Origin of the sequence: Ruegeria sp. HKCCA0370 (assembly GCF_013033705.1) — a bacterium.
In the GTDB taxonomy this organism is placed as follows: domain Bacteria; phylum Pseudomonadota; class Alphaproteobacteria; order Rhodobacterales; family Rhodobacteraceae; genus Ruegeria.
Map to the genome: position 1 here is coordinate 1 of NZ_WQEP01000010.1, position 24064 is coordinate 24064.

General features: G+C 61.0%; 24 protein-coding genes. 10 read left to right on the top strand and 14 right to left on the bottom strand.

Annotated features, from left to right (window positions below; all coding sequences use genetic code 11):
• Nucleotides 1–365: 365 nt before the first annotated feature.
• A complete protein-coding gene (locus tag GOW31_RS17815) occupies nucleotides 366–1553 on the bottom strand; it encodes a Zn-dependent hydrolase (protein ID WP_171171933.1) in 1188 nt (395 codons plus the stop codon).
• A gap of 136 nt (nucleotides 1554–1689) precedes the next feature.
• Between GOW31_RS17815 and GOW31_RS17820 the strand changes: the two genes are divergently transcribed.
• Genes GOW31_RS17820 through GOW31_RS17835 form a run of 4 tightly spaced genes read left to right on the top strand, consistent with a single transcriptional unit; the run spans nucleotide 1690 to nucleotide 5189 of the window.
• Complete coding sequence (locus tag GOW31_RS17820; protein ID WP_171171934.1) at nucleotides 1690–2340, top strand: histidine phosphatase family protein; 651 nt, start codon at nucleotides 1690–1692, stop codon at nucleotides 2338–2340.
• Between the two features lie 18 nt (nucleotides 2341–2358).
• Entirely contained in the window at nucleotides 2359–2973 is a 615-nt protein-coding gene (locus GOW31_RS17825; RefSeq protein WP_171171935.1) for a glutathione S-transferase family protein, read from the top strand.
• Nucleotides 2974–2987: 14 nt separating this feature from the next.
• Nucleotides 2988–4043, top strand: a complete 1056-nt coding sequence (locus GOW31_RS17830) for a saccharopine dehydrogenase (protein ID WP_171171936.1) — start codon at nucleotides 2988–2990, stop codon at nucleotides 4041–4043.
• 3 nt (nucleotides 4044–4046) lie between these two features.
• Nucleotides 4047–5189 (top strand): saccharopine dehydrogenase family protein, encoded by a 1143-nt coding sequence (locus GOW31_RS17835; protein WP_171171937.1) that lies wholly within the window; start codon nucleotides 4047–4049, stop codon nucleotides 5187–5189.
• Nucleotides 5190–5282: 93 nt separating this feature from the next.
• Here the strand turns inward: GOW31_RS17835 and GOW31_RS17840 are convergent, their stop codons facing one another.
• From GOW31_RS17840 to GOW31_RS17855, 4 genes are all read right to left on the bottom strand, one after another.
• Nucleotides 5283–5486: a DUF1127 domain-containing protein gene (locus tag GOW31_RS17840; RefSeq protein ID WP_171117238.1), complete on the bottom strand. Its 204-nt coding sequence runs from the start codon at nucleotides 5484–5486 to the stop codon at nucleotides 5283–5285.
• Between the two features lie 59 nt (nucleotides 5487–5545).
• A complete protein-coding gene (locus GOW31_RS17845; protein ID WP_171171938.1) occupies nucleotides 5546–5773 on the bottom strand; it encodes a DUF1127 domain-containing protein in 228 nt (75 codons plus the stop codon).
• 238 nt (nucleotides 5774–6011) lie between these two features.
• Nucleotides 6012–6329 (bottom strand): DUF3775 domain-containing protein, encoded by a 318-nt coding sequence (locus tag GOW31_RS17850; RefSeq protein WP_152459349.1) that lies wholly within the window; start codon nucleotides 6327–6329, stop codon nucleotides 6012–6014.
• Nucleotides 6330–6414: 85 nt separating this feature from the next.
• Complete coding sequence (locus tag GOW31_RS17855) at nucleotides 6415–7188, bottom strand: DUF1365 domain-containing protein (protein WP_171171940.1); 774 nt, start codon at nucleotides 7186–7188, stop codon at nucleotides 6415–6417.
• Nucleotides 7189–7334: 146 nt separating this feature from the next.
• Between GOW31_RS17855 and GOW31_RS17860 the strand changes: the two genes are divergently transcribed.
• From GOW31_RS17860 to GOW31_RS17870, 3 genes are read left to right on the top strand one after another with little or no spacing between them, the layout of a single operon-like run.
• A complete protein-coding gene (locus GOW31_RS17860; protein ID WP_171171942.1) occupies nucleotides 7335–7991 on the top strand; it encodes a sigma-70 family RNA polymerase sigma factor in 657 nt (218 codons plus the stop codon).
• A gap of 10 nt (nucleotides 7992–8001) precedes the next feature.
• Nucleotides 8002–8652 carry a ChrR family anti-sigma-E factor gene (locus GOW31_RS17865; protein WP_171171944.1) on the top strand — a complete coding sequence of 217 codons (651 nt, stop codon included), beginning with the start codon at nucleotides 8002–8004 and terminating at the stop codon, nucleotides 8650–8652.
• Between the two features lie 46 nt (nucleotides 8653–8698).
• Nucleotides 8699–9103, top strand: a complete 405-nt coding sequence (locus GOW31_RS17870; protein WP_171171947.1) for a hypothetical protein — start codon at nucleotides 8699–8701, stop codon at nucleotides 9101–9103.
• 3 nt (nucleotides 9104–9106) lie between these two features.
• Here GOW31_RS17870 and GOW31_RS17875 read toward each other — a convergent pair whose 3' ends face one another.
• The 6 genes from GOW31_RS17875 to GOW31_RS17900 form a co-directional block, all read right to left on the bottom strand.
• On the bottom strand, nucleotides 9107–10336 hold the full coding sequence (locus GOW31_RS17875; RefSeq protein ID WP_171117231.1) for a DNA recombination protein RmuC: 1230 nt from the start codon (nucleotides 10334–10336) through the stop codon (nucleotides 9107–9109).
• A 52-nt stretch (nucleotides 10337–10388) separates the two neighbouring features.
• Nucleotides 10389–12254: a DNA mismatch repair endonuclease MutL gene (gene mutL, locus GOW31_RS17880; protein ID WP_171171949.1), complete on the bottom strand. Its 1866-nt coding sequence runs from the start codon at nucleotides 12252–12254 to the stop codon at nucleotides 10389–10391.
• A gap of 263 nt (nucleotides 12255–12517) precedes the next feature.
• Nucleotides 12518–13447: a metal ABC transporter permease gene (locus tag GOW31_RS17885; RefSeq protein ID WP_171171951.1), complete on the bottom strand. Its 930-nt coding sequence runs from the start codon at nucleotides 13445–13447 to the stop codon at nucleotides 12518–12520.
• Nucleotides 13444–14649: a metal ABC transporter permease gene (locus GOW31_RS17890; protein ID WP_171171953.1), complete on the bottom strand. Its 1206-nt coding sequence runs from the start codon at nucleotides 14647–14649 to the stop codon at nucleotides 13444–13446. Before GOW31_RS17890 ends, GOW31_RS17885 begins: the two co-directional genes overlap by 4 nt.
• A gap of 3 nt (nucleotides 14650–14652) precedes the next feature.
• Nucleotides 14653–15456, bottom strand: coding sequence for a metal ABC transporter ATP-binding protein (locus tag GOW31_RS17895; protein ID WP_171171955.1), 804 nt, complete (start codon nucleotides 15454–15456; stop codon nucleotides 14653–14655).
• A gap of 3 nt (nucleotides 15457–15459) precedes the next feature.
• Complete coding sequence (locus GOW31_RS17900) at nucleotides 15460–16413, bottom strand: metal ABC transporter solute-binding protein, Zn/Mn family (RefSeq protein WP_171171957.1); 954 nt, start codon at nucleotides 16411–16413, stop codon at nucleotides 15460–15462.
• Nucleotides 16414–16615: 202 nt separating this feature from the next.
• Between GOW31_RS17900 and deoC the strand changes: the two genes are divergently transcribed.
• Genes deoC through GOW31_RS17915 form a run of 3 tightly spaced genes read left to right on the top strand, consistent with a single transcriptional unit; the run spans nucleotide 16616 to nucleotide 20793 of the window.
• A complete protein-coding gene (deoC, locus tag GOW31_RS17905) occupies nucleotides 16616–17614 on the top strand; it encodes a deoxyribose-phosphate aldolase (RefSeq protein ID WP_171171959.1) in 999 nt (332 codons plus the stop codon).
• 11 nt (nucleotides 17615–17625) lie between these two features.
• Nucleotides 17626–19959 (top strand): aldehyde dehydrogenase family protein, encoded by a 2334-nt coding sequence (locus GOW31_RS17910; protein WP_171171961.1) that lies wholly within the window; start codon nucleotides 17626–17628, stop codon nucleotides 19957–19959.
• 24 nt (nucleotides 19960–19983) lie between these two features.
• Complete coding sequence (locus GOW31_RS17915) at nucleotides 19984–20793, top strand: SDR family oxidoreductase (protein ID WP_171117215.1); 810 nt, start codon at nucleotides 19984–19986, stop codon at nucleotides 20791–20793.
• A 22-nt stretch (nucleotides 20794–20815) separates the two neighbouring features.
• Here GOW31_RS17915 and GOW31_RS17920 read toward each other — a convergent pair whose 3' ends face one another.
• The 3 genes from GOW31_RS17920 to GOW31_RS17930 all read right to left on the bottom strand — a co-directional run bounded on the left by GOW31_RS17920 (nucleotide 20816) and on the right by GOW31_RS17930 (nucleotide 24060).
• Nucleotides 20816–22126 carry a pitrilysin family protein gene (locus tag GOW31_RS17920; protein ID WP_171171963.1) on the bottom strand — a complete coding sequence of 437 codons (1311 nt, stop codon included), beginning with the start codon at nucleotides 22124–22126 and terminating at the stop codon, nucleotides 20816–20818.
• Nucleotides 22123–23463, bottom strand: a complete 1341-nt coding sequence (locus GOW31_RS17925) for a pitrilysin family protein (RefSeq protein WP_171171965.1) — start codon at nucleotides 23461–23463, stop codon at nucleotides 22123–22125. The genes GOW31_RS17920 and GOW31_RS17925 overlap by 4 nt, the downstream gene beginning before the upstream one ends.
• Nucleotides 23464–23544: 81 nt before the next feature.
• Entirely contained in the window at nucleotides 23545–24060 is a 516-nt protein-coding gene (locus tag GOW31_RS17930) for a DUF3035 domain-containing protein (RefSeq protein WP_152459364.1), read from the bottom strand.
• Nucleotides 24061–24064 lie beyond the last annotated feature (4 nt).

Consider the following 24064-nt stretch of genomic DNA (forward strand, 5'->3'; position numbering starts at 1 on the left):
CAACCCGCAAAATCAACCATCTTGCCGCCAAGCTCGACGTGCAAAGAGTGGAGAGGCGTGCGCTTCGGTGTGGTCATGATCCGGTCAACTTCCGATTATCCAAAGGTCAAAATGCATAACCGTCAGTCTGCCCCAAGCCGCATAGAATGCAATGATTCCACCCGGTTTCTAGTGAAACACCAATCCGAAGAAGAGGCGGTATACAGACGCATGCATCATGAATGTTCCTATAGGAAACTATTTTCCGTTAGGCAACAACCCTCGTTTCCATCGCATGAAATCCCCGGCGCCCGGCCGGATGCCGGGGGGAGGATTTCACTGTCGATGCACCACCTTCTTCGGGATTTTTCGTTGCAAAGTGGCGTTTAGACAGAGAGGGACCGTACGGCACGCATCAGAACTTCGAGCCCCGCAATCAAATCGACCTCTGCCGTATCTTCTGCAAAATCATGGCTGATTCCGTCGATTGAGGGCGTGAACAGCATCGCGACCGGCATCAGGCGAGACACGTTGGTGGCATCGTGCAAGGCCCCCGAGGGCATTCTGCGCCACCGACCCGGCGCGACTTGTTCCGCACCGCGTTCAAGAGCGCGGCGCAAGGTCGGATCCATGGCAACGGGATCCAGCCCCAACATGGGGCCGTAATCCAAGCTCATCCCCAGTTGCTCAGCGGTTTCTTGTGCTGTCGCCCGTATGATCTCCTCCATCCGGGCCAAACGGTCTGCATCAGCATCGCGCCATTGCATCGAGAACCGAACCCGTCCCGGCACGATGGACGAAGCGTTTGGATGCAGGTTGACCCGCCCGACGGTCCAGACCGTCTGCGGCGTGACGACATTGCGAAACCTCTCATTGAGCCGGGTGTTGAACAGGGACAGGGCCTGAAATGCGTCGCGGCGCAGGTGCATGGGGGTGGTGCCGGCGTGGTTCTGCTGACCTTCGAAGGTGATCGACATATCGCGGATGCCAACGATATCCGTGACAACTCCGATCTGATCTCCGGACGCGTCCAGAGAGGGGCCCTGTTCGATATGCATCTCTATGAAGCCATCGAAACGGGACGGGTCCACGAAGCCCTGGGACAAGTCTGCCATGGAGGATCGGGCCTGGCCAAAGCTGACTCTGGCCCCATCGGTCAACACATCGGCTTTTTCCAGAGACAACCCGCCCGACCAGACAGCAGAACCTGTGGTCACGCCAAACCGCCCCTCTTCGTCCTGAAAGCTGACAACTGAAATGGGACGGTCGACGGAACGTGCAACTTCCAGCGCGGCGATGACGCCAAGGGCGCCGTCCAGCCAGCCGCCTTCGGGCTGACTGTCGGAATGTGATCCCATCAGCAGCGAAGGGCCGGACGCCAATCCGAACAGGTTTCCCACCGGGTCAAACTGTGGGGTCAGGCCCGCTTCGCGCATACGTCCGGCAAGCCACTGGCGCGCAGCGATATCCGCGTCGGAATAGGCAGGGCGGACAACCCCTTTGCCCACTCCCGAGGCACCGAATTCACGCAACTTATGCAGGTCGGTCAGAAAACGCGTGTGATCGACGGTCATGAACCCCTCCGAAGGTTTGTTCGGGGCAAACCATAGCCAGAAACAGTAAAGGAGCGAGGTTTTTTTCGACAGGCGTGAAACCCCTCTGGCACCAGAGGGGAACCTGCCCTAAGACTTCGGCGCAAGAGGGACCGACATGTCACATATCACATTGGTGCGCCACGGGCAGGCAAACACAACGGCGCGGGACGAGGCAAGCTATGACAGGCTCAGCGACTTGGGGCATCAGCAGGCGCGCTGGCTGGGGGCGCATCTGCGTGATACCCGCAGCCACTATGCCCGGGTCTATTGCGGCACCCTGACCCGCCACGCCGAGACAGCGGACAGCATGGGATTGCACGAGCCAATTCGTGACGCGCGACTGAACGAGATCGAGTATTTCACGCTGGCACAACTGTTCGAGGACCAACACGGCGTCGCGATCCCCACCGACCGCGAAGGTTTCGTAGAACACCTGCCCAGAACATTTGCGGCCTGGGCCAATGGCGAAATCGAGAACCCGCCGGAAACCTTCGAAGAATTCGAGACGCGCGTGCGCGACGCGCTGCACGAGATCGGGACCGAGGGCGGACCGGCAATCGTCGTGACCTCGGGCGGGTTGATTTCGATGGCGGTGCGGCAGGCGATGGGGTTGGATATCCCGTCAATGGCACGGGTGGCCCTTGCCATCATGAACACGTCGATGCATCGTCTGCATCCGATTGGTGCTCAGCTGAGCCCGGTTCTTTTCAATGCCGTTCCGCATCTGGAAGCCCCTGATCGGCAGTTCGCGCAGACCCACCTGTAACCAGATCGGAGACGCCTGATGCAGCTCTACTATGCACCCCGTACCATCTCGGTCGCTGTTGCGATCGCACTGGAAGAGGCCGGGCTGGAATACGAAGCGGTCAAGCTCGACTTCGCCGGGGGCGAACAGACGAAACCTGCTTACAAGCAAATAAACCCCAAAGGCCGCGTTCCGGCGCTGGTGATGGATGGCGGCATCCTGACTGAAACCGGAGCCCTGCTGGAATTCGTTGCAGCCAAGGCCCCCGAGACCGGGCTGGTGCCGGCTGATCCGGTGATGGCTGCCCGGATGCGCGAAGTGATGTTCTACCTTGCCTCGACCATGCATGTGAACCACGCGCACAAGATGCGCGGGCACCGCTGGGCCGACAAGAAATCCAGCTGGAACGACATGAAAGACAAGGTCGCGCAGACGATGACCGCGTCCTGCGATTATATCTCGTCGAACGGCCTGCGTGGTCCATTTGTGCTGGGCGAGGCGTTCTCGCTGGCCGATGCCTATCTGTATGTGGTGTGCAGCTGGCTGGAAGGCGATGGTGTGGACGTTTCGGCCTTTCCCAAAATCGTCGCCTTCCGTGAGGCGATGGAGGCGCGCCCTTCGGTTCAGGCAGTGCGTGCTGCCGGAATGCTCTGACAAAAGGAAATATGATGACACATCTCTGGGTCCGGGCAGAACAGCGCCCGAACGAAGAACGGGTTGGGCTGACACCGGAAGGTGCCGCGGTGCTGATCGCGGCCGGCATCCGCGTGACGGTCGAGGAAAGCCATGCCCGCGCCATTCCACTGGACGGCTACAAGGAAGCAGGCTGCGAGATCGCGCCCGAGAATTCCTGGCCCGAGGCCCCGCTGGACGCGATCATCTTCGGCCTCAAGGAACTGCCCGAAGACGGTACACCCCTGCCCCACCGCCACATCATGTTCGGCCATGCCTTCAAGGGCCAGCATTCGGGCCGGGCTCTGCTGGAACGGTTCAAGGCGGGCGGCGGCACGCTTTATGATCTGGAATACCTCGTGGATGAGGATGGTCGCCGGGTCGCCGCATTCGGCTATTGGGCAGGCTACGCGGGCGCGGCGGTGACGCTCAAGACCTGGGCGGCGCAGCAACGGGGCGAGCTCTGCGGCCCCGTCGGCGTCTATCCCGGCAAGGACGCGCTGAACGCCGAACTTCTGGCAGAATTGGACGCCACCGGCGCGCCCCGGCCCCGCGCCATCGTCATCGGAGCTTTGGGCCGTGTAGGCACCGGCGCCGGAGACCTGTGTGAGGCGATGGGCGTCGCGGTCACCAAGTGGGACATGGCCGAAACTGCCAGCGGTGGGCCTTTCCCGGAAATCCTCGACCATGATCTGTTCCTGAACTGCATCTTCGCGCGCCCCGGAACGCCTGTCTTCGTCCCGCGCGAGGCGCTGACCGCCCCGCGCAAGCTGACCGCCATCGGTGACGTGGCCTGCGACCCGGACAGCGACTACAACCCGGTGCCCGTCTATGACCGCGCCACCACGTGGCAAGAACCCGCCCTGCGCGTGGCCACCGACCCCGTGATGGACGTGATGGCGATCGACAACCTGCCGTCGATGCTGCCGGTCGAAAGCTCGGAAGACTATGCCGCGCAACTGCTGCCGTCCTTGCTGACTCTGACCGATCTGGACAGCGGTGTCTGGGGGCGGGCAGAAGCAACTTACAAAACGCATATTGAAGGACTCTGAACGATGACCATTCATTGGTGTGGCACCGGCCTCTCGGCCATTCCCGGCCTGCGTCGCCTGATCGAAGGCGGCCACAAGGTCACCGTGTGGAACCGGACCGTCGACAAGGCCAGGGCCGAGGTCGGAGACCTGACCGACGACATCCGCGCCTTCGACATCGACGCGCTTGGCGCCGTACTGGAGAAGGGCGATGTAATCGTCTCGATGCTGCCGGGCGACTGGCATGTGCCGCTTGCGGACCTGGCGATTTCCAAAGGGGCCAATTTCGTCTCGTCCTCGTATATCGCGCCCGAGATGCGCGCGCTGGATGACAAGGCGCGCGAGGCCGGTGTCGCACTGGTCAACGAGGTCGGGCTGGACCCGGGCATCGATCACCTGATGGCACATGCCCTGATCGACGACTACCGCGGCTCCGATGCGTTCGACCCGGAAAACCACCTGAGCTTCATTTCCTATTGCGGCGGCATTCCCAAGAACCCCAACCCGTTCCGCTATAAATTCAGCTGGTCGCCGCTGGGCGTGTTGAAAGCGCTGCGGTCGCCGTCGAAATCGATCCGCGATTACGCGCCGCTGGACGTTGCCCGCCCCTGGGATGCGATCAGCAGCTACATCGCCCCGCTGCCGACACCGGAAAGCTTCGAGGTCTACCCGAACCGCGATTCGATCCCCTTCATGGCGCAGTACCATTTCGAGGACCACTGGCCGGTCAAGGAATTCGTCCGCGGCACCTTGCGTCTGAACGGCTGGGCCGACGCGTGGTCGGATGTGTTCACCGAGATCGAAACCCTGTCCGGCCCGGAAGGGGATGCGCGTCTGAAAGAGATGTCGGACCAGTTCTGGGAGGAAAACGCCTATGACGAAGGCGAGCCTGATCGTGTTGTGTTGTGCGTGGGATTGAAGGCCGAGAAAGACGGCATCGAAGTCTGGCACAAGACCTATGTCATGGACGCCTGGGGCGACGAGCGCGGCACGGCAATGGCGCGTCTGGTGTCGATTCCGGTCTCACTTGCGGTCGAGGCCGTACTGAACCGCGCCGTCCCGGCCGGTGTTCACGCGGCCCCCAGCGATCCCAAGCTGGTGCAGGGATGGATGGGTGAAATCGACAAGCTGGCCCAGCATCTGCAAATCGTCGATCACACGGCCTGAATGCAAAAAAAAGCCATTCCAGACTGTCTGGAATGGCTTTCATTTTTGTACTTTACGCATGTTGTCCTCGTTCGGGTTTCCCTCACCCGGCCTTCAGATATACCGCTGGATGGTATCTTCGATATCACTGCGGTTGATGCCCAGCTCGGACAACTGATGATCGGTCAAAGCATTCAGATGCTGGGCTGCGCGGACAATATCAGGGCTGATCGAACGGATCCGCATGGCACGATCGAACAGCAAAAGCGCACTGGCGGCCGGAGCCGGTTGATTGGTGGGCGGTATGACGTCGAACATTCTGGTAACCTCACTGACAGGCTTTTGGGGATGGGTTTCAGTGCACGCTGAATGCTTGATCACTGCCGGTATGGCTTGTTGTGATAAACACTTTCATATGCGCGCCTTTTGATCTGATCCCGCTGGATGCCGATGTCGGCCAGTTGTACGTCATCAAGCTTTTCCAGATCCCGCACGGTTTTCGAAAAAATCCGGCGGCGGAAATGCTCGACCTTTGCTTCTGCATAGTTTGAAAACAGACCGTCAAGCAGGCCATCCCGGCCTTCGAATGTTTGTGTATGTGACATGTCTTTCTCCTCCTGAACTCAATGTCTTTGTCTTCCTGACATCAGATTTGGGAAGGCTGCCTTAACGTTGCCAAACCGGTTCATTAAGGTTTGTTAAGACTGTATTGGAGGGAAAGTTCGGGCTGGACCGGCGCGTTGATTACAGTCTTCGATCCAGGCCCGCGACATGCCCTTTCAGTGGCGGATCAAGATAACGCGAATATCGATCCGTCGCAGAAACCGCCCCTTTGCAGGCAAGTCACATCAGATCGTTTTCGACGTCCTCGGCTGATATCCCCAGCGCGTCCAGACCGTTCTCAAGGTGGTCTGACATGTGCGGAGTGCCGATCAGGTAGTCGGCGCAGGGGGTCGAGGCCTCGGCCTTGGCAGTGGCGATCGCTTCGGCCAGATCCTCGGGGAAAAAGCTTTCGCGGCCGATCCACATGATGGCAACCAGTTCGGCTTGCTCGTCTTCGCTCATACGTTCGATGAAGGCGCGCATTTCACCTTCTGCCCGGTTCAGCTCGCGCCCCATCATGGCAATCTGAGCGACCTTTCTTGCCGATATTTCCAACATGCATCAGTTCCTCGTGTTCGCGGTTGTCGTGCCATCACAATCACCGAACAAGGGCCGAGTCTTTGATCTTACGCAAACAACGGCCCTAGTTCCGCGCACGCGAAATCGGCTGGTCCGGTACCGGTTGCCTGCGAAACGGGCGAAAGGTGGCTTTTTTCAGCCACAGCCTGAAAGCCTGCCAGACGATCAGTGCAAAGGTTCGCCGGGCGCCGAATGGCCGCCGCAGCAAGGACCACAGAATCACGCGGTTGGTCAGGGGTTGCCGCGGGCCGGTCAGCGTCGCGATCAGCCCACCGTCAGCGCGGCCGTAATCAATCCAGACACCGACGCGATCCGCGCGATAGTCGAAGCGGAACGTATAGATGCCTTCGATTTTCTGAAACGGTGAGACATGCATCAGCTTGTCCGCCACCACCCTGTCAGTCGGTTCGATGACCGAGAAATCGGGTTTGTGACACAGGTAACTGTGACGGGTGCCATAGGTATTGGTGACCTCGGCCACCACGGCATAAAGGTGATCGCTGTCGTCAAAACAGAACCAAAAACTGACGGGATTGAAAACGTGACCCAAAACGCGCGGTTGCGTCAGCAACTTAAAACGCGCCGGTTGTTGCACCGACATTTCATCAAATCGAACGCGGAGCCACTGGGCCCCTTCCCCATGACCCGGCTCTCCCCCATGATCGCTGGTGCGCCAGTTCGTGACATTCGCGCGATCAACCGAAAACAGCAAAGGGGTGTCCAGCTCTGCTTCGGGATCCAGCAGGATGTAATCGACCGAGTATCGGAATGCGTTTTCAATCGCACCCTTGCGCCCGTGATAGGTATGACCCGCGATATGGTCTATTTCCTGCGTCATCCGCCGCTTTCTGGCCTTCCCGTAAATGCCTTGAACTACACTGATTTCCTTCAGATGCTGGTAATTCTGATACGGCAATTTGCACAATTTGGATCATAATGTCCCGATAAAGTGATCCGGCTTGGGGAACGCGCCGTAATGAGGTTATGTTTACCGAGATCGATACCGTGACCTTGGACGAACCTGCGGCTGAACCGGCCGCCCTTCAGCCTCGGCGCGAAAAGAAACGCATCAAGGGTAGACGGGTGAACGGAAGAAACGGCAGGCGCGAGACCAGAACCGAATGGGTGGATCACGTCAGGCGCATCCGCGACGCGCAGGATCAGGCGGCATTTGCCGAGCTGTTCCAGCACTTCGCGCCACGAATCAAGGCGTTCCTGATGAAGTCAGGATCAGACGCCACAATGGCCGAGGAGTGTGCGCAGGAGGTGATGGCGACCTTGTGGCACAAAGCCCATCTGTTCGACCCGACGCGGGCAACAGTGGCTACTTGGGTATTCACGATTGCTCGGAACAAGCGCATTGACGTTCTGCGAAAGCAACGCCGCCCCGAACCCGAAGAATTGTGGTGGGGTCCCGAGGCCGAGCCTGAGCAGGACGATGTCATCGCGCTGCAACAAGAAACCGCGCAGCTTCGCACCGCTTTGACAGCGTTGCCAGACGCGCAGAGAGAGCTGATCGAAAAGGCGTATTTCGGTGATCTGAGTCATCGGGAAATTGCGTCTCAGACCGGGTTGCCCCTGGGAACGATCAAATCACGAATCAGGCTGGCGCTGGACCGCTTGCGCCATGCAATGAACTGAGATGAGTACGATGAGTAAATCGATCAAACATCACCTGACAGATGACCTGCTGATGGCATATGCCGCAGGCAGTCTGCCCGAGGCATTCGACCTGATGGTCGCGACGCATCTGTCGCTGTGCGACCATTGCCGTGCGCGGGCGGAAAGTTACGACGCCGTGGGTGGGCATGTTCTGGAGGAACAGACTGAATCCATCGCCATGACTGACAAATCTCTGGCCGCGACTATGGCGTTGATCTCCAAAGGTGCGCCAGCGTCCAAACCGGCGCGTCCGAACTGCTCGGTATTGCCGGCCCCGTTGCAGGATTATGTCGGCGGTACGGTTTCAGATATCCGATGGAAACCGATCGGCATGGGTGTGAAACAGGCCATTCTTCCAACCACAAGCGAGGCCTCGGCCCGGTTGCTGTTCATTCCAGCCGGAACGGCTGTACCAGATCACAGCCACAACGGTATAGAATTGACGATGGTGCTTCAGGGCGCATTCTCGGACGAAGTGGATCGCTTCGCCCGTGGCGACGTCGAGATCGCGGACGAGGATTTGGAACACACGCCTGTGGCGGACATTTCGGAAGATTGTATTTGTCTGGCGGTTACGGATGCACCGTTGAAATTCACCAAGTTGATGCCACGCCTGTTCCAACCCTTCCTGCGCATCTGAATTTGCCCGCGAGCGCCGCGTACGGCGTGTTTTGACAGGAATGATCATGTTCGCAAGACTTGCTGTGTGCGTCCTTCTCGTTGCAATCGCGCCCGTCGCATCAGCCCAAATGTCGGCCGAGGTTCAGTTTCAGTCCGGCAATTTTGGCACCATGGTCAGCGGAACCATCTCAGGAGATGAGTACTTCGACTATTCGCTGGGCGCCAAAGCCCGACAGGAGATGTTTGCCGATCTTCAGGTCAGCGACACCAATGGTAATGGTGTAATCTATTTCAACATTCTGCCGCCGGGCAGCGACGGTGTGGCGATCTATAACGGGTCGATTGACGGCAATACGGCCCGGATCACCTTGCCCGACGATGGAGACTATACGATCCGCGTCTATCTGATGGGCAATGACAGGGATACCGGAAAAACCGTGGGGTACAACTTGGATCTGTCCATCCAGTAGATTTCAACCTTCGTGTCGAGCAAGGGGTACAACGCCGTTTTCGGCCTTGGTCTCGATTTCTTCAAAGTCGAAATTGTCCAAACGCTGCGCACGTCGGCCAGCCTTTTCGGCGCTGATCTTGATTTCCGAGATATCCTTGGCCGCCTGCCCGAAATGACGATCCAGGTTCGAGACGCGATCACCCAGGCGGTCCACATCCTTGTGCAGCAACCCCAACTCTTTGCGGATCGCTCCGGCCTGTTCGCGCATACGCGCGTCTTTCAGGATAGCCCGCATGGTATTCAACGTGGCCATGCACGTCGTCGGGGACACGATCCAGACCCGCGCGGCGAACCCTTCACGCACGACGTCGGGCAGACGCGCGTGCAGCTCGGCGTAAATCGCCTCGGAAGGTACGAACATCAAGGCGCCGTCCGCAGTTTCCCCGTCCAGGATGTACTTTTCGGAAATCGCCTTGATATGCACTTTCACCGCAGCGCCGAAGGCCCGCAGGCATCTCTCGACATCCGCCTTCGTCTGCGCAGCGGCCAGCGCCTCGAAATCCTCCAACGGGAACTTTGCGTCGATCACGATCGGTCCCGGCGGGTTCGGCAAGTGAATCAGGCAATCCGCCCGCCTGCCGTTCGACAACGTGGCCTGCAACGAATAACTGTCAGCGGGCAGCGCCTTGGACACGATATCGTTCAGCTGGATTTCACCGAACATCCCGCGCCTTTGCTTGTTTGACAGGATATCCTGCAAAGACAGCACATCGCCTGACAGTTTGGTGATATTGTCCTGCGCCTTGTCGATGGCGGCCAGGCGTTCCTGCAGTTGGGTCAGCGAGGTCGCCGTCTGTTTCGACGAGCCATGCAACGTTTCTTTCATCCGTTCCTGCATCTCGGCCAGCGCGCGCGCCGATTTCATCGCATTATCCGCCAGCCGGTCATTCATCTGTTGCTGGACCGAAGCCAAACGCGCCTCGACTGTCTGAATCACCTGCATCTGCGCGTTGGCCTGAGTGTCCGAGACATGCTGAAGACCGCCGCGCAACTGTTCCTGCCCCTGGCCCAGTTGCTGAACATGCTGACCCAGATGCGCCATCTGCCGCGCCAGAGGTTCCGCCATCCGGGCCGAGCGGTTGGCCGCCCGCAACGACAGAAACAGCAGCAGCAGAATCAACGCCACCACGCCACCCCCGACCAGTATGACAGGGTCATTCAATGCATATTGGGTGCCTGCAATCTCGATCATCATAACTCGCGTGTTCTTGTTTTATTCTTCATAGCCCCGCCGGGCCGCAGGATCAACTGCGCCCGAACAGGCGTTCGATGTCGCTGAGTTTCAGTTCCACATAGGTGGGCCGCCCATGGTTGCACTGGCCGGAATGCGGCGTCGCCTCCATTTCACGCAGCAGGGCATTCATCTCTTCGGCGCGCATCCGACGACCGGATCGGATCGACCCATGGCAGGCCACCCGGCTGAGGATCGCCTCGATCCTTGCCTGCACCATCTGGCTTTCCCCTTGATCGGCGAGTTCATCCAGGATGTCGAGGATCATCGCGCGCGCATCGACTTCGCCCAGAATGGCGGGGGTTTCGCGTACGGCAATGGCGCTTCCGCCGAAGGGCTCGATGGTCAGGCCAAGGCGCGTCAAGTCATCTGCGACGGCCATCAGGCGGGCGCAATCCCCGTCGGACAATTCCACGATTTCCGGAATCAGCAGGGCCTGCGCCGCGACGCCATTCTCGGCCATCTGCGTTTTCAGCTTTTCATAAACCAGCCGTTCATGTGCAGCATGTTGATCTACGATCACCATGCCATCGGCGGTCTGGGAAATGATGTAATTCTCGTGCACCTGTCCGCGGGCTGCACCAAGCGGCAGATCCTGCGCCTGAGGCTGCTCCTGCACCTCGGCGACCTGCGCAACCGGGGTCGGCTCGACAATGCTGCCGCTGTAGTCGTTGGCCAGCTCGGCAAAACCCGGAGCCTGCGCGCGATACGCCGCCGTGCGCGCGGCAGGCGACGGGCGATCCATCTGGTAAACCCGTGCCGGAGCAGACGGTGCGGGTTCCGGCCGCATCGCGCCCAGCGTCGCATTCGCCACGGTCGAGGATGCCCTGTGCCCGGCTTCCGCCAAAGCATGGCGCAGACTGGACACGATCAGCCCCCGCGCGACACCGGGATCCCGGAACCGAACCTCGGATTTCGCGGGGTGGACGTTCACGTCAACCAGCGTGGGGTCGCAGTCGATGAACAACGCCGCAGCCGGGTGGCGGTCGCGGCTCAGGAAATCGAAATAGGCCGCCCGCAGCGCGCCGGTCAGCATCTTGTCGCGCACGGGGCGTCCATTGACGAAAAGATACTGTGCCACGGCGGCCCCCCGCGAGTAGGTCGGCAGGGCGCCATAGCCGTAAAGCCGGATGCCATCACGCGAGGCATCAATCTGCAAAGCGTTTTCTGCGAATTCGCGCCCGATCACGCGGGCCAGTCGGGCGTGGAGCGCATCAAACAGATCTCCGTTCTCGCGATCCGCACGGAAGGTCACGCGACCCTCGCCGCCGCCGGATACATCCCGCAGGGCGAATGTCACGGAAGGTTCGGCCATGGCCAGCCGTTTCACAATATCGGTGATCGCCTGCCCCTCGGCCCGATCCGTGCGCATGAATTTCAGGCGGGCCGGTGTGGCGTAGAACAGATCGCGCAGCTCGACCACAGTCCCCGCGCGCAGGGCGGCGGGTTTGACCGTATCCATCTTGCCACCCGCGACGTGCACCTGCGCCGCATCCGCGCCGGGAACACGGCTGGTTATGGTCAGACGCCCAACAGCACCCAAGGATGGCAGCGCCTCGCCCCGAAAGCCGAAAGTGTGGATGTTCAGCAGGTCAGAACCGTCAATCTTTGACGTGGCATGGCGGGACAGCGCCAGCGGCAGATCTTCCGCCGCGATACCGCAGCCATCATCCGTGACCCGGATCAGGGTCTTGCCGCCATCCGCGATATCGATGGCGATCCGCGTGGCCCCGGCATCGATTGCATTCTCGACCAGTTCCTTGACCGCCGAGGCCGGTCGTTCCACCACCTCACCAGCCGCGATGCGGTTGATTGCGGCATCGTCGAGCTGCCTAATTACGGGGCGTTCTTCGCCGATATTGGGGTTTGCCTGCGCCATACCCCTACACCTAGCATAGTCGCGCACGATTCTGCCACCGGTTTGAACCGCACATTCTAAAGGAGAGGGGGCGCCCGGGTATCCGCGAACAAGAACTCATTCAGGATCACCCGGACGTGCCAAGTGAGTGGTGTGTTTCAGCTAATTTATGAGACCGCATGTATCACGCACCTGTCGGAAAATCTGCTTAAGATTCTCAGGCTCAGTTTCTTGGCAGAGATTGGCCGATGACGTGTGGGCATGTGTGGCGGGAAAATGCCTGATCAGGCAGATATGCGCGCGCCGATCCTGCCCCGGCAGGGTCCGAACATCGCTGCCGCCGCAAGAATCAGGCCTGACATCGTGGCGATCATACCCGCCGCGCTGACGGCATCCGCGCCGCCCAGCCACAGAGGGCCATAACCTGCCAGCACATAGCCCGAAACCGCCGAGGCGATGGCGAACACAACGCTCCAGGCAATCTGCGCTTCCAGCCGGTTGGTCAACATCCGCGCCGCGGCAGGCGGGCAGATGAACATGGCGATCACGATGATCGAGCCCACCGCGTCAAAGGCCGCCACCGCCGCAATTGCCGCGGTGATGACCAGTGCCAAGCCCAGAACGCCGGTGCGAATGCCAATGGTCCGGGCAAAGCCTTCGTCGAAGGTAGAGATCTTCAGCGGCCGCCAGAAAAGCCAGGTGAACAAAGATACACCGGCCAGTGTCAGCGCTATGCGGGGTAATTCCGGAGGCAACCCGGACAGCGCCTCTGTGTCCAGCAAGGACGACCATCCGGTGGCGTCCAGCCAGATCAGGCTTTCGAGATTGCCGTAAAGCGCATGTTCCACATCCAGATGCACCGTCGACGTATCCGTCTGCTCAAGCAGCAGGACGCCCGCGGCAAACATGGTGGTAAAGACCACGCCCATGGCGGCCCCGGGTTCGATCTGACCCAATCGGCGAATGGCTTCGATCAGCACCACGGCCACAACGGCAGCGCCCGCCGCGCCCAGCATCATCGGCCAGGTCGATATCGCCCCTGTGATCAGAAACGCCACGACGATTCCCGGCAACACCACATGGCTGATCGCGTCTCCGATCAATGCCTGTTTGCGCAACACCAGAAAATTGCCGGGCAACGCGCAGGCAATGGCCGCGAATGTACCGATCAGCAACGGTGTCAGAGACAGGGGGACAAATTCTTCACCACTCATACCGGCACCCCCATTGGCCCGCCGATGCGACGGTCTATCTCGGCGATCTGATCGCGGGTCAGGACGGTTTCGATGTCCCGCAACCCGTCATAAAGCGCAGCCGTTGCCTCATGCGCCTGATCTGCGCGCACGATTTCCCATCGCTTTTCGTCCCGCAACGCCTTGGCCGCGCGGGCTTTGCCGATGTCGGTCGCAACGCCGTCCGCGCGCACCAGCCCAGCGCGGCGCAGCAAGCGCAGGGTCAGGGGCTCATAGATCTTTTGCCCCTGCGCCAAGGCCAAGAGACCCTGACGAATATGCACCCGACGCTGAAAGCGCAAATGGCGCAGCACCGCCGCCAAAACGCCACGTATCGGCGCCAGAAACAAAGACACGACAAAAAAGGCAAAGCTGACCAGAACGATAATCGGCCCCGTCGGAAGGTTTGGCGCCGAGGCCGAAATGGCCGCGCCAATGTACCCCGCCAACCCGCCGGCCAATCCCGCAAGCAGAACCACATGGTCCGAGCGTTCGGACCAGAACCGCGCGGTCACGGCGGGAATGATCAGCAAAGCCACGATCAGAATCAGACCCACGATTTTCAGGCCAACCACGGTCACGGCCATGACCAAACCCATCATGGCCAGATCAATCCTGTGCACCGGCAAACCGCGGGCCGCAGCATATTCAGGATCGAAGGCCACAAGAATCATCGGGCGACGAATGATCATGACCAGCAGCAGCGTCGCAGCGCCGCCGACCGCAATGATCATCGCATCAGCCCAGAGCATCCCGGCAGTGGACCCCAAAAGGAAGCCTTCCAGCCCGGCCTGACGGCCTACGCCCATCGTCTGTATGACCGTCAGCAACACGATGCCAAAGCCGAAGAAGACCGACAGGACCGCTCCGATGGCGGCATCTTCGGCCAAACGCGTGTGACGCGTCAGCCAGTTCATGCAGAGAAGGCCGATCCAGGCCGAGACGGCCGATCCTGCCAACAGGCCCAGCAGGTTGCGCCCGTCTCCTCCCAGTGCGACCAATACCATGAAAGCCAGACAGACGCCCGGCAGGGTTGCGTGGCTGATTGCGTCACTGACCAAGGCGCGCTTGCGCAGAAACAGAAACGTCCCCGTCACACCGGCAGACACACCCAGCAAGGTTGCACCGATGGCGACCAGCGTGGCGTTGTAGCCAAGTTGCAGGGTCAGAGCATCCCAAAGCATGCGTTACCCCAGCGCGCGCGATATCTGGTCGATCTGCGCGGTTGCCAGTCGACCGCCATATGCTGATTGCAACGTTTCCGCCGTGAAGGCCTCGGCCACTGGTCCCTCGGCCACCTTGCGGGTGTTGATCAGGAAGACATGGTCGAAATAATCGGTCACGGTCGCAAGGTCGTGATGCACTACGACAACCGTCTTGCCCGCCTCTTTCAGGGATTTCAGCACCGAGATGATGGCTTTCTCGGTGGCGGCATCGACGCCTGCAAAAGGTTCGTCCAGAAGATACAGATCCGCGCCCTGCGCCAGCGCGCGCGCCAGAAAGACACGTTGTTGCTGCCCGCCGGACAGCTGCCCGATCTGGCGATCCGCGAAATCCCGCATTCCCACGCGGTGCAAACAATCTATCGCGCACGCCTTGTGGCGGGCACGCACACGGCCCAGCAAGCCAAGTTCGCGCGACAGGCCCATCAGAACCACGTCGATGACGCGCGTGGGAAAATCCCAATCCACGCTGGCACGCTGAGGAACATAGGCAATGCGCGCGCGCTGCGTGTCCAATGGCTGGCCAAACACGGTCACTTGACCTGACAGAGGGGAAACGATGCCAAGCGCCGCCTTGAGCAATGTGGATTTCCCGGCTCCGTTCGGCCCGATGATCGCGGTCATCGCCCCGGGCTGTACGGTCATGTCGACTGAAAACACCGCAGGTTTCTGCCCGTATGAAACCGTCAGACCGCGCAGGGCAAGGGGGCTGTCGGCCAACCCCGTCTCACCGACGGTTACGCCTTCATTGCTGATCAGGCCCAGCATCGATCAAAACCCCGCCGACAGTTTTCCGTCCATGCCACGATCTGGCACATCGCCACCCAAAGCACTGGCAATGACCGTGATGTTATGGTCCAGCATACCAAGATAGGTGCCTTCATAGGTTCCTTCTTCACCCATGGCGTCCGAGAACAACTCGCCCCCCACGTGCACCTCATGACCCTTGGCGGCCGCGCCCTCGATCAGCGCGCGGATCGAACGATCCGAGACCGAGCTTTCGACGAAAACAGCCGTGATCTTGCGGTCAACCAGCAGATCGACCAATTCGCCTATCCGGTTCAGTCCCGCCTCGGACTGGGTCGAGATGCCCTGAATTCCCAGAACCTCGAACCCGAAACTTTCACCAAAGTAACCAAAAGCATCATGGGCGGTTACTAGAACCTTGTTGTTGTCCGGAACGGACGCCAGAACTTGATCTGCATAGGCTGTCAGACGATCGATATCTGCCAGGTGGGCCTGCGCATTCGCTGCAAAAACTTCGGCCGCTTCAGGACGTACCTCGGTGAGGGCCGCCTGCACTTCAAGCACCACGTCCCGCCACAATTCGGGCGTCATCCAAACATGCGGATCATATTTGTCGGCGTAATCGTCATGCGCGCGCAGCTTCGACGTGTCGATACCTTCGGCAACTGCAACCACGGTCCGCTTGCGTTCAAGGTCATGGAAGAAATCTTCCATCTGCGCTTCGAGGTACAAACCATGCCACAGGATCAGATCCGCACGCGTCATCGCCACGATATCGCTGCGGGTCTGACGATAGGCATGCGGGTCGACGCCCGGCCCCATCAGCCCTTTGACGTCTACCTGATCACCACCGACCTGACGTGCCGCGTCAGCAATCATGCCCGTCGTGGCCACAACCTTGAGGGGTGCATCGGCCCAGGCCGTGACCGGCAGGGAAAAGGCCAGCGCCAATACCGCAAGAAAATTCCGGCGAATCATCTTCTACCTCAGTTTTTGCTTCTCGTACGAACTGAATATGAGAACCATTCGCAAGTAAGTCAACGCTAATGCGAATTATTCGCAAGAAAGCGGTTACATTTTGTCCATTTGGTCAAAAATTATCCAAACATTGCCCGCCTGCATCTTCCATTCCCCGGTCTCCCGTGCGAATTTTGTCGCAAACCTCCCAAAGGACGTGACAATGGATACGCAGAGCTCAGAAAGCCCCGTGCGCACCGCGCATCTGCCGCAAGTGACCGAAGCCCGGAATCCCGGCATGGATCTGGACCTGGACTGGGTGCGCGCCGTGCAGGCCAACACCTCGGCCATCGAACGCCGGGCTTCGACCCTGCCCGGGCGCCGGTCGGTCAAGAAAGAGCATCAGGCCGCCTGGCTGCTGAAGGCGATCACCATGATCGACCTGACCACCCTGTCGGGCGATGACACCGAGGGCCGCGTACGCCGCCTGTGCGCCAAGGCACGGCAGCCGGTGTCACCTGACCTGCTGAAAGCGCTGGACATGCCGCCGATCACCACCGGCGCGGTCTGTGTCTATCACGACATGATTGAAACAGCGGTGGATGCGCTGAAAGGCACCGGCATTCCGGTCGCGGCCGTCTCCACCGGCTTTCCGGCGGGCCTGTCGCCCTTTCACCTGCGCGTGGCCGAGATCGAGGAAAGCGTGAAGGCCGGGGCCGAAGAGATCGATATCGTGATCTCGCGCCGCCATGTGCTGAAAGGCGACTGGCAGGCGCTGTATGACGAGATGAAGGCGTTCCGCGACGCCTGCGGCGAGGCGCATGTAAAGGCCATCCTGGCCACGGGTGAGCTGGGCAGCCTGCGCAACGTGGCGCGTGCCTCGCTGGTCTGCATGATGGCGGGGGCCGATTTCATCAAGACCTCGACCGGCAAGGAAAGCGTCAACGCCACCCTGCCCGTGTCGCTGGTGATGATCCGCGCCATCCGCGACTATTATGACCGCACCGACCATCGCGTGGGCTACAAGCCCGCGGGCGGGATTTCCAAGGCCAAGGACGCTCTGGTCTACCTGTCGCTAATCAAGGACGAGCTGGGCGACCGCTGGCTGCAACCCGACCTGTTCCGGTTCGGCGCTTCGTCCCTGCTGGGCGATATCGAGCGGCAGTTGGAACATTTCGTCACCGGGGCATACTCGGCCGGCTACCGGCACCCGATGGGCTGAGGACAGGAACAATGACAGTCAAAGAGATTTTCGAGACCATGGAATACGGACCCGCCCCGGAAAGTGCCGCCGAGGCCTTGGCATGGCTGGTCGATCAGGGCGACAAGTTCGGCCATTTCATCGACGGCGCCTTCACCAAGCCCGGCAAAGGGTTTGAAAGCCGCAACCCGGCCACGGGCGAGGTTCTGGCCAAGCTGACCCAAGCCACACAGGCCGATGTGGACGCCGCCGTTGCCGCCGCCCGCAAGGCCCAGCCCAAATGGGAAAAGCTGGGCGGCCCCGCCCGCGCCCGATACCTCTATGCCATCGCGCGGCTGATCCAGAAACAAGCCCGCCTGTTCGCGGTGCTCGAGACGCTGGACAACGGCAAGCCGATCCGGGAATCGCGCGACATCGACATTCCGCTGGTGCAGCGGCATTTCTACTATCACGCGGGCATGGCCCAGCTGATGGAAAGCGAGCTGCTCGACGCACAGGCGCTGGGGGTCTGCGGCCAGATCATCCCGTGGAACTTCCCGCTGCTGATGCTGGCGTGGAAGGTGGCCCCGGCGCTGGCCATGGGCAACACGGTGGTTCTGAAGCCCGCCGAATACACCTCGCTGACGGCGCTGCTGTTTGCCGATATCTGCATGCAGGCCGGCCTGCCCAAGGGCGTGGTCAACATCGTCACCGGCGACGGTGCCGTGGGTGAGATGATCGTGGCCTCGGACGTGGACAAGATCGCCTTTACCGGCTCGACCGTAGTGGGCCGCCGCATCCGCGAGGCCACCGCCGGGTCTGGCAAGGCCCTGACGCTCGAGCTGGGCGGCAAGTCGCCCTATATCGTCTTTGATGACGCCGACATCGATTCAGCCATCGAAGGTCTGGTCGATGCGATCTGGTTCAACCAGGGCCAGGTCTGCTGCGCGGGCTCGCGCCTGTTGGTGCAGGAAGGCATCGCCGAACGGTTCTATGCCAAGCTGCGCGCCCGCATGGACACGCTGCGCATCGGCAACCCGCTGGACAAATGCATCGACGTGGGTGCCGTGGTGGATCCGGTTCAGTTGCAGACGATCACTTCCATGGTCGACAGCAATACGGTGGGTCATGTGCATCAGGCTGCCTGCGAATTGCCCGCAAATGGCTGCTACTACCCCCCGACGCTGATCACCGGGCTCGAAACCTCGGACCCGTTGATGCAGGAGGAGATATTCGGCCCGGTTCTGGTCTCGTCGACCTTCCGCACCCCGGCCGAGGCCGTCGAACTGGCCAACAACACCCGCTATGGGCTGGCGGCCACGGTCTGGACCGAAAACGTCAACCTTGCGCTGGACATCGCGCCCAAGCTGGTCGCGGGAGTGGTCTGGGTCAATGCCACCAACCTGTTCGACGCGGCCGCGGGCTTTGGCGGCGTGCGCGAAAGCGGTTTTGGCCGCGAAGGCGGCTGGGAAGGGCTGAGCGCCTATACCAAGCCCAAGGGCAAGGCCAAGCTGCTGGCCAAGATCGAACCCGTCGTAGGCGAAGGTGGCCCGGTCGACCCGATCGACCGCACCGCCAAGTTGTATGTCGGCGGCAAGCAGGCACGGCCCGATGGCGGCTATTCCCGCGCGGTCTGGGGCAAGGCGGGGCTGCTGGGCCATGTGGGTCTCGCCAACCGCAAGGACGTGCGCAACGCTGTCGAGGCCGCGGCGGGGGCCAAGGGCTGGTCCAAGACCACCGGCCATCTGCGGGCGCAGATCCTGTACTATATCGGCGAGAACCTCTCGGCCCGTTCCGACGAGTTCGCGCATCGCATCGACGCGATGACCGGCCGCAAGGACGGCGCGAAAGAGGTCGACGCCGCAATCCAGCGCCTGTTCACCGCCGCCGCCTGGGCCGACAAGTATGACGGCCAGGTGCATGGCGTTCCGATCCGGGGCGTGGCGATTGCGATGAAGGAACCGGTGGGCGTGATCGGCGCGCTTTGCGCGGATGAGGCGCCGCTGCTGGGTCTGGTCTCGGCCATGGCGCCGGCGATCGCGATGGGCAACCGGACAGTTCTGGTGGCGTCCGAGCCCTATCCGCTGGCGGCCACCGATTTCTATCAGGTGCTGGACACCTCGGACGTGCCCGCAGGCGTGGTCAACATCCTGACCGGCAGCCACGAGGAACTGGCCAAACCGCTGGCCTCGCACCTGAACGTGGACGCGGTGTGGTCGTTCTCATCGACGGACCTGTCGGCGCAGATCGAGGTCGTCTCGGCCGGGAACCTGAAACGGACCTGGGTGAATAACGCGACGGCATTCGATTGGGGCATGGACCATTCCCGCCGCTTCCTTCAGGCTTCGACCGAAGTGAAAAACATCTGGGTGCCCTACGGCGAGTAGGGCTCCCCTTCAAGGGAGGCCTACATGGATTTTTCGGGAAAAACCGTCATCGTCATCGGTGGCACCAGTGGCATCAACCGGGGCATCGCCGAGGCCTTCGCGGCCTCGGGCGCGAAACTGGCCGTGGCCAGCCGCTCGCAGGACAAGGTGGATGACACCGTCGCTGCGCTGAAGGCGGCAGGCGCGGCCGAGGCGATCGGCGCGGCCTTTGACGTGCGCGACGCCGATGCGGTCGCCGAGGGGCTGAAACAGTTCCAAGCGGCGCTCGGCGATTTCGACGTGCTGGTTTCGGGGGCGGCGGGCAACTTCCCGGCGCTGATGGCCGAGATGTCGGCCAACGCCTTCCGCACCGTTGTCGAAATCGACCTGATGGGCACCGTGCATGTTCTGAAAGGCGCCTATCCCTATCTGAAACGGCCCGGCGGCAACATCATCAACATCTCGGCCCCGCAATCCTATCTGCCCTACGAGGGCCAGGCCCATGTCTGTGCCGCCAAGGCGGGCGTCGATCAGATCACCCGTACCCTGTCGATGGAATGGGGTGTGGAAGGCATCCGGGTGAACTCGGTGGTGCCGGGCTTCATCGAGGGCACCGAAGGCGCGAAACGGCTGGCCCCCACCCCCGACGCGGGCGAGCAGCTGCGCAGGGACGTGCCGCTGGGCCGCTGGGGTACGCCGCAAGACGTGGCCAATGCCTGCCTGTTTCTGGCCTCGGACATGGCCAGCTATATCAGCGGTACGGTTCTGGCAGTGGACGGGGCGTTGTATCAGCGCGGCTCGGGCCAGTTCGGCCAGATGATGGGAGACATGCTGCGCAGCATGAAAAAGGGGTAAGCCGCAGCTTACCCCAAAAGGTTCAGTTCGTTGTTTCCAGGCCCACCGGCTTGCCAACGACGACAAAGTGCAGACCGTCCGGGTCAAGCAGTTCGGCAGCAACGCGGTTCACATCTTCCAATGTCACCGCGTTCACCTTGTCATTGCGGGTGGCGATATAGTCAATCGGCAGGCCTTCCATCTGCATTCCGACCATGATCGAGGCAATCTGACCATTGCCATCGAACCGCAGCGGATAGGCGCCGGTCAGATAGGTCTTGGCGTCGTCAAGTTCCTCTTGCGTCACACCCTCGGTGGCCGCGCGCGCCCATTCATCGCGAATTACGTCGATGGCTTCGGCGATACGGTCATTGGCCGAGGACACGGACCCAAGATAGACCGAAGCCAGATCCTTGGGCACCAAATAGGTCCCGACCCCATAGGTCAGGCCACGCTTTTCGCGCACCTCCTGCATCAGCCGGCTCTCAAACCCGCCGCCGCCAAGAATATGGTTCAGAACAAAGGCCGCAAAGAAATCCGGGTCATCCCGATCAATCCCGGCCTGACCGAACAAGGCCACGGACTGAGGTGTGTCGAATTCGACAACGCTGACGCCGCCGGGAATGTTCACCTCGGCCTTGCCCGGGATGGGCTTGCCGGTGTCCGGCAAGTCGCCAAGCAGGGTATCAAGCAGGATACCCAGCTCCTCTGCCGTGATATCGCCGACGGCCCCCACGTACAGACGATCCTTGGCGAACACGCCTTCGTAAGCCGCGACCACGTCATCGCGGGTCAGGGCCGAGACGCTTTCGATGGTGCCTTTCCCCTCGGATCCATAGGGGTGATCGCCGTAGGCCATCTGCGCAAAGGTGAGGCCTGCGATTTCGTTCGGGTCAGTCTGGTCCGAGCGCAGGCCCGACAGAACCTGCGCGCGCACCCGGTCAACCGCATCCTGATCAAAACGCGGTTCGTGGATCGTCGTGCGCAGCAAATCGACCACTTCATCCCGGTTTTCGGACAGGAAACGCGCGGAAATCGAAACTGAATCGTCGCCAGCATTGTATCGGAACGAAGCCGCCAGAGCTTCCAGCTCGCGGGCATAGGTCCGCGCATCCATGTCGCCCGCGCCTTCTTCGATCAGCCCGCTCATCAGGTTGACCGCGCCGCGTTTGTCGGGGTCGTCCAGTGACGTACCACCACGGAACCGCAACTCCAACGCGGTGAACGGTATGGAATGATCCTCGACCAGCCAGGCTTTGATGCCACCGGGCGAGGTCACTTCTTCGATCTGAATCTCGGCCAAAGCCGGCAGGGCGACCAGGCAGGCAATCAGCGTTGCAACAAACCGTTTCATTGCGTCACCTCGTCATCGCGCATCAGCCAACCGGTGACCGACGCCTCGGGTTGCAGAACTTCGCGGGCCGCGGCGATGATCTCATCCCCGGTCACGGCCTGAAGGATCTCGGGCCAGGCCTGTACATCTTCGACCGTCAGGCCGCTGGTCAGGGCCCGGCCATATCGGTTACCGATGCCGTCCACGTTGTCGCGCGCATAGGTCTGGGCGGCGCGCAGCTGCATCTTGATGCGCTCAAGATCGTCTTCGTTCACACCTTCGGCGATGAAGTCGGCCACGGCCTGGTCCATGGCGTCTTCGGCCTCTTGCAGGGAAACACCCTCGGCCGGAACGACGATCAGATCAAAGGTCGTGTCATCCAGCGAAACACCGCGATAGAACGCACCGGCATAGACGGCCTTTCGCTGATCAAACTGCAACTTTTCGTTCAGGTAAGACGTCGTGCTGCCGCCCAGCAACTCGGCCAGCAGAAACAGAGCCGCCGCTTTTTCCTGTTCGCCCGGATCGCGTTCCGGGGCCAGATAGCTGCGCTGAACGTAAGGCTGGGCGACGCGCGGGTCCTTGAAGGTCAGGCGACGTTCGGCCGTTTGCGGCGGCTCTTGGGACCGAACCCGCTCGGGCAGGTCCGGGTTGGCGGGAATCACACCGTAATACTGATCGGCAAGCGCGCGGACTTCAGCGGCATCGACATCACCTGTGACCACCAGAATGGCGTTGTTGGGCGCATAATGGGTCTGGTAGAACGACAGCGCGTCCTCCATGTCCAGATCCTCCATCTCGTGCATCCAGCCGATGATCGGCACGCCGTAGCGGTGGTTCAGATACTGGGCCGCACTCATCTGTTCGCCGAACAGGGCGCGCGGGTTGTTTTCGGTGCGCTGGTTGCGTTCCTCGAGAATCACGTCCCGTTCGGTCAGAATGTCCTCTTCGCTCAGCCGAAGGTTCCGCATCCGGTCGGATTCCATCCGCATCATCAGCTCTAGCCTGTCGGCGGCGACACGCTGAAAATAGGCTGTATAGTCATACGAAGTGAAGGCGTTGTCGTTACCTCCATTGGCAGCGACGGTGGCAGAGAACTCTCCCGGGGCCAGCGTGTCGGTGCCTTTGAACAGCAGGTGTTCCAGGAAATGCGCCACGCCGGATGATCCGATCGGCTCATCAGCGGATCCGGCCCGGTACCAGACCATATGCTGCACGACCGGGGCACGGTGGTCTTCGACCACGACGACATCCATGCCGTTGTCCAATGTGAATGTGGTGACCGCTTCTTTCCCGTCCTCGGCAAATACCGGGGCGGCCGCGATCAGGGCAGCCGACAAGGCCAGGGCCCGAACCATAGGGCATCCTCCGTTTCGTTTCTGGTATTCAAACTACGGTGACGCGGCCCGGGTTCAAGCCCGATGACGGAAAGTTAAGAATTATTCACCCGGCGGCGAAGAAGGAGTTTCGATGCCGGCCCGACGGGCGGCTTCTGTTTCCGCGAACGGATCGATCGATTGTTTTTCGTAAACCTGACCATAGCGGTCGACCGGGAACAGACGCAGACCGGTCCAGCGCCCCCGGCGCTTGCGGAACGCGGCGTCATCAGCCTCGACCACCTGCCGCGCATCGGGGGAAACACCATAGCGGCTGGAGGCCGTGACAAGCGCTGCATCCGAGGATGGCACAGCCGCGTTCGGGTTCAGCGCAGCAGCATTTCCGCCCAGCGCAGCCACCGCATCGGCATTTGGGTTCGGATCCGTCAGATTCGCGCCACCCGGCGTGGGTGCAGGCAAGAAGGCATAGTCCTGAGGTTGGGTCAGCGGCTTGACCGGCAGCACCGAAAACTCATCCGGCCCCGGGCCCGGAGCCTCCAGATCCCGCAGGCCGGGATTCGAACACGCCGCAACCGCAGCGGCAACAGTCAAAACAAATAGGGCGCGCGGCATCCGCATTGGT

Excerpts from the sequence above, each read along its gene's own strand:
- GOW31_RS17815 (WP_171171933.1), bottom strand. The coding sequence starts at position 1,553 with ATGACCGTCGATCACACGCGTTTTCTGACCGACCTGCATAAGTTGCGT.
- GOW31_RS17820 (WP_171171934.1), top strand. The coding sequence starts at position 1,690 with ATGTCACATATCACATTGGTGCGCCACGGGCAGGCAAACACAACGGCG.
- GOW31_RS17825 (WP_171171935.1), top strand. The coding sequence starts at position 2,359 with ATGCAGCTCTACTATGCACCCCGTACCATCTCGGTCGCTGTTGCGATC.
- GOW31_RS17830 (WP_171171936.1), top strand. The coding sequence starts at position 2,988 with ATGACACATCTCTGGGTCCGGGCAGAACAGCGCCCGAACGAAGAACGG.
- GOW31_RS17835 (WP_171171937.1), top strand. The coding sequence starts at position 4,047 with ATGACCATTCATTGGTGTGGCACCGGCCTCTCGGCCATTCCCGGCCTG.
- GOW31_RS17840 (WP_171117238.1), bottom strand. The coding sequence starts at position 5,486 with ATGTTCGACGTCATACCGCCCACCAATCAACCGGCTCCGGCCGCCAGT.
- GOW31_RS17845 (WP_171171938.1), bottom strand. The coding sequence starts at position 5,773 with ATGTCACATACACAAACATTCGAAGGCCGGGATGGCCTGCTTGACGGT.
- GOW31_RS17850 (WP_152459349.1), bottom strand. The coding sequence starts at position 6,329 with ATGTTGGAAATATCGGCAAGAAAGGTCGCTCAGATTGCCATGATGGGG.
- GOW31_RS17855 (WP_171171940.1), bottom strand. The coding sequence starts at position 7,188 with ATGACGCAGGAAATAGACCATATCGCGGGTCATACCTATCACGGGCGC.
- GOW31_RS17860 (WP_171171942.1), top strand. The coding sequence starts at position 7,335 with ATGTTTACCGAGATCGATACCGTGACCTTGGACGAACCTGCGGCTGAA.
- GOW31_RS17865 (WP_171171944.1), top strand. The coding sequence starts at position 8,002 with ATGAGTAAATCGATCAAACATCACCTGACAGATGACCTGCTGATGGCA.
- GOW31_RS17870 (WP_171171947.1), top strand. The coding sequence starts at position 8,699 with ATGTTCGCAAGACTTGCTGTGTGCGTCCTTCTCGTTGCAATCGCGCCC.
- GOW31_RS17875 (WP_171117231.1), bottom strand. The coding sequence starts at position 10,336 with ATGATCGAGATTGCAGGCACCCAATATGCATTGAATGACCCTGTCATA.
- mutL (WP_171171949.1), bottom strand. The coding sequence starts at position 12,254 with ATGGCGCAGGCAAACCCCAATATCGGCGAAGAACGCCCCGTAATTAGG.
- GOW31_RS17885 (WP_171171951.1), bottom strand. The coding sequence starts at position 13,447 with ATGAGTGGTGAAGAATTTGTCCCCCTGTCTCTGACACCGTTGCTGATC.
- GOW31_RS17890 (WP_171171953.1), bottom strand. The coding sequence starts at position 14,649 with ATGCTTTGGGATGCTCTGACCCTGCAACTTGGCTACAACGCCACGCTG.
- GOW31_RS17895 (WP_171171955.1), bottom strand. The coding sequence starts at position 15,456 with ATGCTGGGCCTGATCAGCAATGAAGGCGTAACCGTCGGTGAGACGGGG.
- GOW31_RS17900 (WP_171171957.1), bottom strand. The coding sequence starts at position 16,413 with ATGATTCGCCGGAATTTTCTTGCGGTATTGGCGCTGGCCTTTTCCCTG.
- deoC (WP_171171959.1), top strand. The coding sequence starts at position 16,616 with ATGGATACGCAGAGCTCAGAAAGCCCCGTGCGCACCGCGCATCTGCCG.
- GOW31_RS17910 (WP_171171961.1), top strand. The coding sequence starts at position 17,626 with ATGACAGTCAAAGAGATTTTCGAGACCATGGAATACGGACCCGCCCCG.
- GOW31_RS17915 (WP_171117215.1), top strand. The coding sequence starts at position 19,984 with ATGGATTTTTCGGGAAAAACCGTCATCGTCATCGGTGGCACCAGTGGC.
- GOW31_RS17920 (WP_171171963.1), bottom strand. The coding sequence starts at position 22,126 with ATGAAACGGTTTGTTGCAACGCTGATTGCCTGCCTGGTCGCCCTGCCG.
- GOW31_RS17925 (WP_171171965.1), bottom strand. The coding sequence starts at position 23,463 with ATGGTTCGGGCCCTGGCCTTGTCGGCTGCCCTGATCGCGGCCGCCCCG.
- GOW31_RS17930 (WP_152459364.1), bottom strand. The coding sequence starts at position 24,060 with ATGCGGATGCCGCGCGCCCTATTTGTTTTGACTGTTGCCGCTGCGGTT.